The organism is Hydrotalea lipotrueae (genome assembly GCF_019249625.1).
Taxonomy (GTDB): domain Bacteria; phylum Bacteroidota; class Bacteroidia; order Chitinophagales; family Chitinophagaceae; genus Hydrotalea; species Hydrotalea flava.
In genome coordinates this window covers 61,511-76,635 of record NZ_JAESDL010000012.1, presented here as the reverse complement: position 1 = coordinate 76,635, position 15,125 = coordinate 61,511, and the positions used below count along the sequence as shown (strand labels likewise).

General features: G+C 39.5%; 8 protein-coding genes. 2 read left to right on the top strand and 6 right to left on the bottom strand.

Going from position 1 to position 15,125, the window contains the following annotated elements:
- Window positions 1-150 precede the first annotated feature (150 nt).
- Window positions 151-1,908, top strand: a complete 1,758-nt coding sequence (locus JK139_RS08695; RefSeq protein WP_218331090.1) for a glycoside hydrolase family 2 protein — start codon at window positions 151-153, stop codon at window positions 1,906-1,908.
- Window positions 1,909-2,059: 151 nt separating this feature from the next.
- A complete protein-coding gene (locus JK139_RS08690) occupies window positions 2,060-3,340 on the top strand; it encodes a M24 family metallopeptidase (protein ID WP_218331089.1) in 1,281 nt (426 codons plus the stop codon).
- Window positions 3,341-3,422: 82 nt separating this feature from the next.
- Here the strand turns inward: JK139_RS08690 and JK139_RS08685 are convergent, their stop codons facing one another.
- The 6 genes from JK139_RS08685 to JK139_RS08660 form a co-directional block, all read right to left on the bottom strand.
- Window positions 3,423-4,007 (bottom strand): methyltransferase family protein, encoded by a 585-nt coding sequence (locus JK139_RS08685; protein WP_074418559.1) that lies wholly within the window; start codon window positions 4,005-4,007, stop codon window positions 3,423-3,425.
- 57 nt (window positions 4,008-4,064) lie between these two features.
- Window positions 4,065-7,478, bottom strand: a complete 3,414-nt coding sequence (gene galA, locus JK139_RS08680; protein ID WP_218331088.1) for a beta-galactosidase GalA — start codon at window positions 7,476-7,478, stop codon at window positions 4,065-4,067.
- Between the two features lie 145 nt (window positions 7,479-7,623).
- A complete protein-coding gene (locus JK139_RS08675; RefSeq protein ID WP_074419510.1) occupies window positions 7,624-7,998 on the bottom strand; it encodes a YccF domain-containing protein in 375 nt (124 codons plus the stop codon).
- Window positions 7,999-8,118: 120 nt separating this feature from the next.
- The gene (locus JK139_RS08670) at window positions 8,119-8,745 is read right to left on the bottom strand and encodes a class I SAM-dependent methyltransferase (protein WP_074419509.1); all 627 of its coding nucleotides are present in this window, start codon (window positions 8,743-8,745) and stop codon (window positions 8,119-8,121) included.
- Between the two features lie 35 nt (window positions 8,746-8,780).
- The gene (locus JK139_RS08665) at window positions 8,781-11,699 is read right to left on the bottom strand and encodes an FAD-binding and (Fe-S)-binding domain-containing protein (protein WP_074419508.1); all 2,919 of its coding nucleotides are present in this window, start codon (window positions 11,697-11,699) and stop codon (window positions 8,781-8,783) included.
- A 263-nt stretch (window positions 11,700-11,962) separates the two neighbouring features.
- Window positions 11,963-15,115: a WD40/YVTN/BNR-like repeat-containing protein gene (locus JK139_RS08660; RefSeq protein WP_218331087.1), complete on the bottom strand. Its 3,153-nt coding sequence runs from the start codon at window positions 15,113-15,115 to the stop codon at window positions 11,963-11,965.
- Between the last annotated feature and the right edge of the window lie 10 nt (window positions 15,116-15,125).

The window sequence follows — 15,125 nt, the reverse complement described above, 5'->3', positions numbered from 1 at the left end:
GCAATAAACAGTTGAGGCTGCTATAGTAGATGACCCACTGATTGCACAAAAACAATTGAATACACTATTTTTTAAACCTCACAACTTTTTATCATGTTATTCCATTTTAGAAACATGCTACTCAAAAAATTAACGCTATTTTTTCTTGGCATGATGTTAGCCTTAGTAGTTCAGGCACAATGGTTGGTAGCGAATGTGGCCGGAAGGAATACCCAAAGCTTAAACGGAAGCTGGGCGGTTATTGTAGACCCGTTTAATGTAGGAGAAAGCAATTGGAAACCCATTTGGAAAGACCAGCATGCTACCGGTGCGCATGATTTTTTTGAATATGCATTTGACAATACCATTACATTACAGGTGCCTGGCGACTGGAATTCGCAACGCAACGATTTGGTGTATTATGAAGGAACAGTATGGTATAAAAAAACTTTTCAATACCAACCGCAGCCCGGCCAGCGCAGTTTTCTTTGTTTTGGCGGGGCCAATTATATAGCAGATATGTATTGCAACGGACAAAAAGCCGGTAGCCATGAAGGTGGGTTTACCCCCTTTCAGTTTGATGTAACGCACTTGTTAAAAGCGGGCGAAAACGAGGTAATTGTTCGGGTGAATAATCAACGCAGGGCAGATGCCATTCCTGCATTGAACTACGATTGGTGGAATTATGGCGGCATTACCCGTGATGTAGATTTGGTAACTACACCGGGCAATTATATTCAGGATTATTTTATTCAATTGCAAAAAAATGATACTAGCCATATAGCAGGCTGGGTACAGGTTGCAGGAAGCAATGGCCTGCAAAAAGTAAGCATTCATATTCCTGATTTACACATACATTACACTACCCAAACCAATGCAGCAGGCAGGGCCAATATCAGTATTGCAGCACATCCTGCATTATGGAGCCCCGAACATCCGCATTTATATACTGTTCAAATTGCTACAGCCACAGATACTGTTGTAGAAGCCATTGGCTTTAGAACTATTGCAGTAAAAGGCACCGAAATTGTATTAAATGAACAGCCGATATTTTTACGCGGCATTAATATTCATGAACAAATACCACAACGTGCCGGCAGGGCTTATTCTGAAACAGATGCCGCCATGCTATTGGGTTGGGCAAAGGAACTGGGTTGCAATTTTGTACGGTTAACCCACTATCCGCACAATGAACACATGGTGCGGATGGCCGACAAAATGGGCATATTGTTATGGGAAGAGATTCCGCTTTGGCAGGGCATACAATTTAGTAACCCTGTTATATTAGCCAAAGCCAACCGGTTGTTGGATGAAATGATAGAACGCGATAAAAACCGCAGTGCCATTATACTATGGAGCTTATCTAATGAAACAACCTCCTCTGAAAGCAGAGATACCACTTTAACCGCAATGGCAGCACATGCAAGAGCATTAGACCCTACCCGGCTCATTACTTCAGCCTTCAATCATGTTGCTTACAAAGGCAATACCGTTACCATTGATGACAGCCTTAGTAAAGTATTAGATGTAGTAGGTGTAAATGAATACATTGGCTGGTACACACCATGGCCTGCGCCACCAAATAACATGGTTTGGAAAAACCCATTCAATAAACCTCTGATTATGTCGGAATTTGGAGGTGAAGCATTATATGGCCATCATGGTTCAAAAGATACCGCCAGTAGTTGGAGTGAAGAATATCAGGAGCAATTGTATAAAGATCAGGTAGCTATGTTTAAAAATATACCCTTTTTATGTGGCACCACACCCTGGGTATTGGCCGATTTTCGTTCGCCCAGTCGGCTACAACCCGTGTATCAGCAAGGCTGGAACAGAAAAGGATTATTATCGGATAAGGGATATAAAAAGAAAGCCTGGTATATTATGCGGGTATTTTATGAGGAGAAGGGACAAAATAACTTTAATTGATTAACCAGTATCAAAGTACAAAAAAATTTTCTGATTTTTTAATCAAACCGTTTTTTACAAATACAATACATTATATTCATAAGACAGTTCTGTTTTAATAACTTTAAGTTGTGTATAGCAAAATAATTTCTTCACTATTCAACGCATCAAGATGAGCATAGAACGCAGAAAATTTTTAAAATACTCAGCCGGAAGTGCTGCTTCCATTTCATTTTTTTCGGGCATTATTGCCTTTACTAAAAAAACTGAATACAATGACCCCGATTGGAGTCAGTTACACAATATGACGGGAAATGTAAAACCCATTACCGTTGCCGAAAGACAACAAAGAATTGCCAAGGCACAACAACTCATGGCAAGCAACCAAATACAGGCATTGATTTTAGATGCAGGTACCTCATTAAATTATTTTACAGGAATACGCTGGTGGCCCAGTGAAAGAACCATGGTAGCCATTATTCCTGTAAAAGGGGAAGTGACTTATGTGAGCCCTGCTTTTGAAGCAGACCGATTGAAAGAATTAATTACCATTGGTCAGGGTGTACATATATGGCAGGAAGATGAAAGCCCTTATGAAAAAATAGTTGCGGTATTGCAACAGAAAGGCATTACCGGTGGTAGTATTGGCATGGAAGAACGTTTGCGGTTTTTTATATTGGATGGTCTACGAAAAGCCGCACCGAATATGAACTTCATTAGTGGTGACCCAATCAGCATTCCATGCCGGCTCATTAAATCACCTGCAGAAATTGCCTTGCTTCAAAAAGCGAATGACATTACCCTTGCAGCCATACAGTTTGCAGCAGCCAATGTTAAAGAAGGCATGTCGAACAATGATATTTCCGCCATTATTGGCCAGGCACAGCGCAAAATGGGTGCATCTTCAGATGGCGCTTTGGTTACAATTGGGCCCGCCTCTGCTTTGCCACATGGCAGCATACAACCGCAGCATTTAAAGAAAGGGGATATTTTATTGATGGACTGTGGTTGCTTAGTTGAAGGTTATACATCTGATATTACCCGTACCATTGTATTTGCTGCACCGCCCACACAAAGACAACGTACTATCTGGGATTTAGAGAAGAAAGCACAGGCGGCAGGTTTTGCGGCTGCACAAATTGGGCAGCCATGCGAAAAGGTAGACCATGCTGCACGTAAAGTTTTAATAGATGCCGGTTTTGGGCCGGGATATCAATTACCCGGTTGTCCGCACAGAACCGGACATGGCATTGGCATGGATGGACACGAATGGGGCAATATGGTAAATGGTAATCAACAACCCATACAGGTGGGCATGTGTTTCAGTGTAGAGCCTACCATTGTTGTACCCGGCGAAATGGGTTTGCGATTAGAAGATTGTGCGTATATAGCGGAAGACGGGCCACACTGGTTTTCTAAACCTGCACATAGTATTGATACACCTTTTGCCTAAATAAAATCATTGAGTTGCTTTGATATACCTTTAAATGCATGTTGGTAAATACGCCCAAGATTCATGCATAGGAAAATTGTTTTTATAAAAAGGGGATAATCATGGGAACACGTTGCTGATAGGAAATATATTCAGCACCAAATTCCTGTACTAATTTTTTTTCTTCAAAATACATTCCAATCCAAATATACAAGCTAATCATGATACAAGTGATTAAGTTAGTTACCAATGGTGAAAACAGAAACCATGCCCAAACAAACAAGAGTGTTCCTAAGTACAAGGGATGGCGTACAAATTGATGAATACCCGTAGTATCTAAATGTGCTTCCTTTTTTTTCTTCCAAAACACATCAATACCACTGAGATAAAAAAAATATTTACGGATGGTGATGCTCATTAACGTCAAGCCTGCAACACCCATTAACATTCCAAAAGTATAACGTATGTATTGATGCAATGCAATAGGTTTAGCAGGTATATGAAACTGATAATACAAAATACCACTCATACTGAATAATGCAAACAGCGCATACAACAGGCGATAATATGGAAACCATTGTCTCATGCACTTTTGCATGATACGCTTAAACTGCAATGACGCAGTAAGACTATGTATGGTGGCAAAGAGCAGCCATGCAATCATTAATATCCAGAGTGATTGGTTCATGTAATTGATGATGAATTAAGCAACATTTATTTCAAAAAAAAGTTATTGCACACTTTTTTAATGCTTCATTAAATACAAATTGTGCAATGTATCATACAAAAGTAAATATTGATTGGAGTGACCTTCCTTATCAAACAAAGCTTCCCAGGTATTCAATGGTTCCCAAATAAAAGTACCTTTCCCTTTTCCATTAGGTAAATGGAACACAATATTGTTCACCGCTTCTTTTCGGGCAGAATATTCTACTACCACAACATCTTTTCCATACCGCTGTACCAAATCGGTTAAATTATTCCTTAAATCATCTAAACTGCCATGCCATTTAGGATAATATGACAATCCAATTACATCAAAATGAACCCCTCGGGCCAACATATTATTGAGAAAGAAAACTGATTCATCATTTTGTCCGCCCAAAGCAATATGTAGCATTATTAACATTTCAGGGTCAATCGACTTTACCGCTGCAATTCCTGCATTGAGCAATTGTGCCAAACTATCCGGGTGTTGTATACTGCCCGCCGGCCAAAGTATACCATGATTAATTTCATTACCTACCTGAACCATATTGGGTAGTGTGCCCTGTTTTTTTAAAGCCAGTAACACTTGCCGGGTATATTGATACACAGCAGCTTTCAATTCCTGAAAATTCAAATGGCGCCAGGCTGCAGGCATAAATTGTTTACCGGGATCGGCCCAGGTATCGCTGTAATGAAAATCGAGTAGCCATTGCATGCCTGCGGCCTTAATGCGTTGAGCCATTTGCAAAGTATAAGCTAAATCGCAAAACCCTTTTCCGGGAGCATAACCACTATCGGTTGCTGGGTCATTAAAAATGCGTAATCGGATATAATTGAAACCATGATCTTTTAAAATTTGTATGGCATCTTTTTCAGTATTACCATCGTAAAATTTTTTACCGGCAGCGTCTAACTGTGGAAGAAAAGAAATATCGGCACCAATCATTTTACCCGAATTACGTGGTTGGCTTTCCGTAGCAGATAAAGTATATTTTGGATCAATGTGGTTATTTTGTAAGCTTGTTGGTGGAACCGTTATTATTTCAGTAGAACCCGGCCATAAACCAGCAGCTGTTGCTTCTACTTTTATCATTCCGGGTACTTTCCCGGCCTGTACAATAAACTGACACTTTCCATTAAAGGCACTACGTTGCCAGGCACCATCCATACATTGATCAGGTTCATGACTGCTGGGATCGCCATTTCCAACACCAATAATCTTGGCATCACCGGTAACAGAAAAACGAATCATATTATCGGTATTGGGCACTTCTCTTCCTTCTTTATCTACTAATGAAACATTCATAACGGCCACGGATTTACCATCGGCCAAAATAGTTGTTGAAGAAGGCGATAGCACTACTTCGGCAGGTACACCTGTAGTTTCAATGGCTGTTTTTAAAACCCTGCCTGCTTTATGAGCAATAGCAGATAAGGTACCCGGGTGATAGGGTACCGACCATTGTAAATGCCCATTGCGCGGCATTGTTTTTTTGCCAAGGCTTTTACCATTTAAAAACAACTCTACATCATCAGCATTTGAATATACCCACACATCAATAGGCGTTCCTGTTTTGCCCATCCAGTTCCAATGTGGTGCAATATGCAATACATCTTTATCAGTCCACCAGCTTTGATAATAGTAATAAATGTTTTTAGGAAAGCCGCACACATCCATTACCCCAAAATGCGAATTAATATTGGGCCAACGGAAAGGAGTAGGCTCTCCCCGATAATCGAATCCGGTCCAAACAAATCCGCCCATCCAATAAGGTGCTTCGGCTGCCAGCTTCCACCAGGTTTCTGCTGTACTTGCCCACCAAGGTGCTGTGATATCTTCATCGGGTAAATAACCCCTAATACTATCAACAGCATATTCACCTCTTGTGGTAACGGTACTACCCATTTCAGTACCAATAACAGGTTGTGTAGGATGGTCTTTATGATAATCGGCCACAGCAAATTGGCGATAATTAAATCCCCGGATAGGAATTACTTCATCTACACCATGAAATACATTGCCCAAATCGGCGGCATAAGTACTGGTTCTGGAAGGATCAAGTGCTTTTTGTTTTGCCAATAATGTAGATGCCATGCGTTTACCAACATCGGTAGTTTGAATCCAGCCTTCTTCATTCCCGATTGACCATAGGAAAACCGAAGGATGGTTACGGTCTCTTTTTATCAACGTTTCAAACTGATGCATATATTCCGGGCTGCTATTGAGTAAACGTTGTTCATCCAATACCAACATTCCCAAGCTATCACAAGCATCTAACAATTCGGGGGTTGGTGCATTGTGACTGGTTCTGTATGCATTAGTGCCCATATCTTTCAATAAACGGATACGATAATATTGCATGGCATCGGGCAGTGCACTGCCTAAGCCGGCATGATCTTGATGGTTATTGGTTCCATGAATTTTAATATTAACACCATTGAGAAAAAATCCTTTTTCCGCATCAAAACGAATCGTTCTTATACCAACACGATATGTAACAGAATCGATCATTACATTGCCGGATTGAATGATTGTGGTTACCCGGTATAAATACGGATCATCAATAGACCACAAATGCGGATGTATAACGGGAATGTATTGCTGTATTACAGAAGTGCCACCCGCCGTAATAGAAATGGTTTGTTTAGCCGACAGTGCCACCAGTTTTCCATTTCGTTCTGATAAATAGGTATATACTACGGCATTTTTTTGCGCCATAGTTTCATTGCTGATGGTGGCATTTACAAAAACGATTGCTTTATTTGCTGCTACTGCCGAATGTATGTAAACACCATTGGCAGCAAAATGAAGCGGATTCATTTTATTGAGCCAAACATGCCTGTAAATACCGGCACCTTCATAAAACCAGCCTTCATATTGTGTTGCATCAACCCGTACTACAATAACATTGTCAGCATTAAATTTTAAGAAATCAGAGATATCATAATCAACACCAACATACCCACTCATATTGGTGCCCACGAAAATGCCATTCACCCAAATACTGGCTTTGCGAAAAATACCATCCAATTGCAATTGAAAACGCATGCCTGAGTCGGCAGCCAATACCGTAAAATGTTTGCGATACCAGCCAATACTGGTGGCCGGAAATAATCCACCTACTGGTTTATACCCGTGCGATTCTACATCAAAATTATCAACCTGTGCAAAAGGCAACTCCACAGCCCAATCGTGGGGAAGGTTGAGAGAACGCCAGGCACTATCTTTAAACTTAGGATCAATAGCAGTACCATAAGCGCCACCTGTTTTAGCAAAAATATTGGCTACGCCATAATTAAAATCTTTAGATGGGTCTGCTGCATTACCAAAGTGGAATTTCCAACCCTCATCAATATTTAGATGTTGTTGCGATTTTGATGGCACAGGAAGTATAGCAAGCAATACAAGCAAAATAATACAAATACCAAAAGAACGGAAGTACGAAAACATGATTTTACCAATTTGCTGAACAAATGAAATGATTCAAACAGCAAATTAGAACAAAATAGACTGATAATGCAGATGCAACAAAAAAACAGAAGAATTTTTGACATTCAACAATTAGCCATTACCAGATCACTGCTTACCCTGTTTTTTAAGCATCTACTATTTTTTTCCCAAAAGGCATTAATGATAATTCCACTAATTTAAAATGCTGCCTACCCCAGGGAATTCCAACAATGGTTACAAACAATAAAGCGCCTATTACAACATGCATGATACAAGTTACCAGACCACCTGAAAGCAACCATATTATATTACAGAAAACCGAAAAGCAGCCCTGATGGGCGGAATTGCTAACCACCTTTTTCCCAAATGGGGCCAATACTATACCTGCAATTTTAAAACATTGCAAACCCCAAGGAATACCGATGATGGTAACACATAATACAATGCCGCCCAAAAAATAGCCTAAAGCAGCCAAAAAGCCACCAAAAATGAGCCAGATAATATTGCCGATTAAATTCATGTAGGAAAGTTACCATTGTCTAATTTTTAATGATACGCCATTGTTATCAATGGTTAAAATAAAAGGCGGTATGGTATTTTTATCGCTTTATAACAATAGCGTATGATTTTTATTCTGTTTTTATTTGAGTTGAAATAAAATAGCGAGAATACGGGGAACAGTATTCGCATCTCCTTCATCAAAATATTCATACGCTTGTTTCACTTCAAAACCACATGAAATACCTGCATTGATAAAATCAGCAACATGATGCACATAACAAGTTAACACTTGCAAACCATCCTCATTGATATATCTTGCTTTTGAACCTGTATATTGTTTAAAGGGATGTAATTCGCCCACATACACATATCCACCGGGTTGTAAAGTATTGGCAGCTTTTTTAAAAATGGCAGCTATATCTTCAATATGTTCTAATATCAGGCTGAACACAACTATATCAACCGTCTGCTGTACAAAATACCAAGGTTCTAAAATATTCGCTTGTACAAACTGTACATTGGGATCTTGTATTTTATTTCGGGCTTGTTGTAACATAGCTTCTGAAAAATCAACACCCATTAACGTAGATGCTTTTGTGTACAACCATTGCGTATTTTTACCTGTACCGCAACCAATTTCTAAACAGGCATTAAATGTAATTGGGCTTAACAATTTACGCAGAACCTCTGCTTCGGCATCGCGGGTTTTATTATCGTTGAAATCATATTGTTCTGCCCATTGATTATAGGCATGTTGTATACTCATAAAAAATACGTTTGGCAGTTCATTACAATCATTATTTAAACCAATGCTTCCAATAAAATTTCAACGGTATGTTTGGCTTTTTTACCGGTTCCATCTTTTATCTGGTGTCTGCAACTGGTACCGGGAGCAGCAATTTCAGTAATCGTATCTGCTTTTTCAACTGCAGGAAATAAAACCAAACTACCAATTTGCATGGATAAATCATAATGTTCTTTTTCATATCCAAACGAGCCGGCCATACCGCAGCAACCGGATGGAATCGTATTCACCGTATAATTTTCAGGAAGAGAAAGCACCTGAACAGAATCATTCAAATTAGTTAATGCTTTTTGCTGGCAGTGGCCGTGCAATTGAATATTTTTTTGCTCCTTCGTAAAAGATGCGGAAGAGATATTGCCATTTCTAATTTCTCGAGCTAAAAATTCATCGATATACCAAACATTTTTAGCCAATTGTTTAGCGGCTTCCCAATGGGCATCATCCACCAAGTCAATATATTCATCTCTAAACGTTAATATGGCAGAAGGCTCAACACCAATTAAAGGTGTATCATTTGTTACAACAGCACTTAATAAATCAATATTTTGATGTGCAATTTTTTTTGCTTCAAGCAACAAGCCTTTTGATAACATTGCCCTTCCACTTTCCACATGCTTGGGTATTAAAACTGTATAGCCCAACTTTTCTAATAATTGAATTGCAGCAATACCAATTTCAGCATCATTATAATTGGTAAATTCATCGCAAAATAAATACACAATTTTTTGATTGTTCCCAGCAAATAATTGTTTTTTTCGTTTATTCATCCATTGCTGCACGGTAATTGAAGAAAGTTTAGGCATGGAGCGTTTTGTTGCAAAACCTGCCATTTTCTTAATAAGGCTTCCGGTAAATGCATTTGTAACTAATGCATTATACAAACCAGGCCAAACAGAACCTAATTTTGCTATAGTATTAAAATGGGCAATTAATTTAGATCTTAACGGAACCCCATTTGCATTATAATATTGCTGTAAAAACTCTGCTTTAAGTTTAGCCACATCAACATTCGATGGGCACTCAGATTTGCACCCTTTGCAGCTTAAACACAAATCCATTACTTCATAGATTTCTTTGTGGTTAAACTTATTTATTGCAGTTGAGTGGGTTAAAAACTCACGTAATATATTAGCTCTGGCACGGGTAGTATCTTTTTCATTACGGGTAGCCATAAAAGAAGGGCACATGGTTCCGCCAGATAAGTGTGTTTTTCTACAATCTCCTGAACCATTGCATTGTTCGGCATGTTGTAAAATGGTTTGGTTATTCCAACGAAATACCGTTGCAACATTCGGATCTTTTTGCCCCGGCGTGTACCGCAACATACTGTTCATAGGGGGAGTATCTACAATTTTTCCCGGGTTGAAAATATGGTGCGGATCCCAACTATTTTTTATTTGCTGCAGTAACGTATAATTTTTTGCACCAATCATTTGCGGAATAAATTCGCCGCGTAATCTACCATCGCCATGTTCGCCACTTAAAGAGCCATTGTATTTTTTTACCAATGCAGCTACTTCTGTTGCAATGATTCTAAACAAAGCATTCCCTTCTTCCGTTTTTAAATTAATAATGGGCCGCAGGTGCAATTCGCCAGAGCCTGCATGGGCATAGTGCACGGCATATAAATCGTACTTCTTCAATATGGCATTAAACTCCTCAATATATACAGGTAAATCATTTACATCAACCGCAGTATCTTCAATAACGGGAACGGCTTTATTATCGCCAGGCATATTACCTAATAACCCCAATCCGGCTTTTCGCAGGTTCCATATTTTTTTAGTGTCATTTCCAAACAACAAAGGAAAATGATAGCCCAAACCCTTTTCACGCATAGCCAGTTCTACTTCTTTTGCAATGGCCATTATTGCTTCGCGAGTATCTTTTTTAAATTCAACTACCAATATAGCACCAGGATCGCCCTGCACAAAAAAGCGGTTTTTTTGCTGCTCAATATTGCCTTTGGTGCACTCTAAAATATAATGGTCAATCAGTTCACTGGCAGTAGGGCCAAATTGCAAAGCAATTAAATTCGCTAATAATGATTCATGAATGGTATTAAAGTGCACACACAACAAACCTGTTTCTTTAGGAGGTAATGGTACCAGATTTAATTTAATTTCGGTTATAAATGCCAGCGTGCCTTCTGAGCCGGCAATGAGGGTACAAAAATTAAAATCTGGACCGCCTGCCATAAATGGCGCAGTTTGCATCAACAAATCAATGGCATAACCGGTATTTCGCCGTTCAACAGATTTTTTAGGAAATTCTTTTTCTATCTCTATCCTATTATCAACATTACTCAATAAATGCCGAATATTTTTATAAATGGCTCCTTCTAAAGTATTTAATTCGCATTTTGCGTGAAAATTATCGATATCTGTTTCACCAAACACAGCCTCGGTTCCATCGCTTAAAATAGCTTTTATTTCAATAACATGTTCTCTTGTACTTCTGTACACCACAGAATTAGAGCCACAAGAGTTGTTGCCCACCATTCCTCCAATCATGGCACGATTTGCGGTAGATGTTTCAGGACCAAACAACAATCCATAAGGCTTCAAAAACACATTTAAATCATCTCTAATAACACCTGGCTGAACACGTACCCATTTTTCAGTAGCATTTACTTCAATTATTTTTGTAAAGTATTTAGATACATCTACAACAATACCATTGCCAACTACCTGGCCCGCCAACGATGTGCCTGCGGTACGAGGTATTAATGAAGTGTTGTGTTGCAAAGAAAATGCAATTAGTTTTTTGATATCCGCTACATTTTTGGGAATAGCGACAGCCAAAGGCATTTCACGATAGGCCGATGCATCGGTAGCATACAAAGTACGCATAGTGGTATCATAGTACAATTCGCCGGTTAGTTGCCCTGATAAAGCTGCTAAGTGCTGGTTCATTTTAGTTTCAATTGGTGACTCAATAATACTGTAAAATTAAAGTTTTCTGATTGTCGCTTTATCTCTTGTTTTAGAATGAGGGGGCTTTAAACTGAAATGCCTACTCGGCTACTGTTCGGGCTGTTCGCTTGTTGTCCTCACTGCGTTGCGGGCTACCGCTTCCATCCCGTATCCCATCAACATTTCATCATAAATCATCACAAAAAACCACACATCCCTTAATAAAAGTAAGGCATGTGTGGCAACTATTCATGCACCATCTGCTACTGCAGATATGAATCATTTTCTTTAATTCCTATTACCGGCAACTGTTCTTTATTAATCAACGCATTTAATGCAGGTATATCTTTTTTCAAAATATCATCTAATAATAGTAACTGTTGATCGGCCTGTACTCTTAAATCGGCATACACTTCTTTCGATTGTTGGCTCGGCGCAGTGTATCCGCTGGCAACCACATTAAACAAACCGGCCAGTTTATCATTAATGCGAATAGGGTAATTTAACACATCCTGACTGCTTTTCGCTTTGGTTTGATACAATGCTTCTTCAATTTTTGTTAGCCTTTTATTGATGCTGTCAGTAACCGTTTTTAAAGATTTTGATTTTGCGGTATCTAATCTTTCAACAAACCCATTTATTTGTTCACGTAATTCACGAACATGTACTATTGCCATTTGCACTTCATTAAACTTATCTTTTATCTGCAATAAAAAGTTTACCTGTGCATCATAATCTTCCTGACTCATGTGCTGATCGGGTATCCCCTTAATAGTAAAAGGCACTTCCACTGAATCTTTCAGGAATTTAAATTTCGCGGTATATCTTCCCGGCGCAGCTTTTACATTACCAATGGTACCATTCCATAAAATCATGTTATCAATTTTTTTACCGCCGGGATAATTCATATCCCATACAAATTCATTCATACCCTCATTTACTTCAACCGGTAATTTTTTGGTACCATAGGTTTCAATGGGTTTGCCCTGTTTATCAAAAATGGTAATAGTTACCTTTGAAGTATCAGAGGCATTTTTAAGATAATACCTAAATACCACGCCGTTAGGTGGATTTGCTCCTATATTGCTGTTGTGGGTAGTAAAACTTCTTCTAAACCGGCCGCCACTTGCATAACGATAAGCGTCTGAAACAGAAAATACATGTATCGGTTGTTGTAATGCAGCTGCATCTTTTTGTTGCAACAAACCCAAATCATCTAATACCCAAAAACCACGGCCTTGTGTAGCCACAATTAAATCATTGTCTTTAATCGTTAAATCAGTAACCGGAACTTTGGGTAAATTTAGTTGAAAAGGGTGCCAGCTTTCACCATCGTTATAACTAATAAACAAACCATATTCAGTACCTGCATATAATAAACCCGGCCTTTGTTTATCGGTGCGAATGCAACGAGTAAAATAATTTAACGGTATGCCATTGGTGATGCGTTTCCAGGTTTTACCATAATCTTCCGTTTTATACAAATAAGGCGTATAATCATCCATTTTATATTTGGTTCCTGCAAAATAGGCTTTCCCTTTTTGTTTAGCATCGGTTTCTACACAGTTCCACATCATCCATTTACCGGCATCGGGTGGGGTAACATTTTGCCAGTTTTTACCACCATCCTTACTTACATGTATTAATCCGTCATCGCTTCCTGCCCATAACACATCAGGTTCTAAAGCCGACTCTGCAGCAGTAAAAATGGTACAATAATATTCAACCGAGGTATTATCCTGGGTAATGGGGCCGCCGCTTGAAGCCTGCTTCGATTTATCATTAGTAGTTAAATCGGGGCTAATCATTTGCCAACTCCGGCCTTCATTCTCGGTTACAAATAAATGGTTACCTGCGGCATATAATTTTTTAGGATTGGTAGGAGAAAAGAAAATAGGAAAATTCCATTGAAAGCGATATTTCAACACATCGGCTCCGGAACCCATGGGATTATCGGGCCATACATTAATGGCCCTGTTTTCGCCGGTACGATGATCTAAACGGGAAAGATAGCCGCCATAGTTACCTCCGTAAACAATATCGGGATTAAGCGGGTCGGCTACCACATAACCGCTTTCAGCACCTGCCGTGGGTTGCCAATCTGCTTCTCCAATGCCCGGGCCGTTGGTTCGGCTTTTAATTCTCAATGTAGTATTATCTTGTTGCGCTCCTAATATTCTGTAGGGGAAAGAATTATCGGTAGATACCCGATAAATTTGTGCAGTAGGCTGGTTCATAAGTGAACTCCAGGTTTGTCCACCATTGAATGAAACCTGCGCCCCACCATCATCTGCAACAATCATACGATTGCCATCTTCGGGATCAATCCATAAATCGTGGTGATCGCTGTGTGGCGTATTCACTGCCTGAAAAGTTTTACCACCATCACGGCTACGCATCATTTCCACATTCAATACATAAACTAAATTTTCATTTTTAGGATCAATAAACACTTTGGAATAATACCATGCCCGTTGGCGAATATTATTATCGCCACTTTGTAAGCTCCAGGTTTCCCCACCATCATTACTTACAAAAAGACCGCCTTTTGCATTTTCAATAATGGCATAAATTTTATCAGTATTAGATGGTGCTACTGCAACGCCAACAATACCCCAAACACCTTTCGGTAATCCTTTTTTGCTGGTTAAATTCACCCAGGTTTCTCCACCATCTTTACTTTTGTACAAGCCACTGCCCTCGCCGCCACTTATCATGCTATACGGTGTTCTTTCAACGTGCCACATACCTGCATACAATACATTGGGGTTACCCGGCTCCATCACTAAATCAGAACAGGCAGTCAAATTATTGACATACAATACGCGTTTCCAGGTTTTACCTCCATTGGTAGTTTTATATACGCCCCGTTCTTCATTAGGACCAAATGTATGGCCCATTACAGCAGCCCATACAGTATTCGGATCTTTTGGATCAATAATAATCCGGATGATATGCCTACCATCTTTCAGGCCAATATTTTTCCAGCTTCGTCCGCCATCATCGCTGCGCCACATACCACCCATCCCTTCTGATACATTGCCACGTAATGAATTTTCGCCTTCACCCACATATAAAATGGATTCATCGCTTGGCGCCACAGCCACTGCGCCAATACTTCCACCAAAATATTTATCGGTAATATTTTTCCAGTTACTGCCACCGTCGGTTGTTTTCCATACACCGCCACCGGTAGCACCAAAATAGAAAGTAGTTTTATGGGCAAAACTACCTGTTACTGCTGCGCTCCTGCCCCCTCTGAAAGGCCCTATTTCTCTGAATTTCAACGCAGAAAAATAAACAGAATCGGTATTATCCTGTTGCACTACATTTTTCTTAACGTTTTTTTGTGCACTTAACTGCGTGGCAAAAAACATACCTGCCAGCAATGGTAAAAAGCCATACAATTTTCTCATGCTATTTGGT

Coding starts and splice junctions, on each gene's coding strand:
- JK139_RS08695 (WP_218331090.1), top strand. CDS start 151: ATGATGTTAGCCTTAGTAGTTCAGGCACAATGGTTGGTAGCGAATGTG.
- JK139_RS08690 (WP_218331089.1), top strand. CDS start 2,060: ATGAGCATAGAACGCAGAAAATTTTTAAAATACTCAGCCGGAAGTGCT.
- JK139_RS08685 (WP_074418559.1), bottom strand. CDS start 4,007: ATGAACCAATCACTCTGGATATTAATGATTGCATGGCTGCTCTTTGCC.
- galA (WP_218331088.1), bottom strand. CDS start 7,478: ATGTTTTCGTACTTCCGTTCTTTTGGTATTTGTATTATTTTGCTTGTA.
- JK139_RS08675 (WP_074419510.1), bottom strand. CDS start 7,998: ATGAATTTAATCGGCAATATTATCTGGCTCATTTTTGGTGGCTTTTTG.
- JK139_RS08670 (WP_074419509.1), bottom strand. CDS start 8,745: ATGAGTATACAACATGCCTATAATCAATGGGCAGAACAATATGATTTC.
- JK139_RS08665 (WP_074419508.1), bottom strand. CDS start 11,699: ATGAACCAGCACTTAGCAGCTTTATCAGGGCAACTAACCGGCGAATTG.
- JK139_RS08660 (WP_218331087.1), bottom strand. CDS start 15,115: ATGAGAAAATTGTATGGCTTTTTACCATTGCTGGCAGGTATGTTTTTT.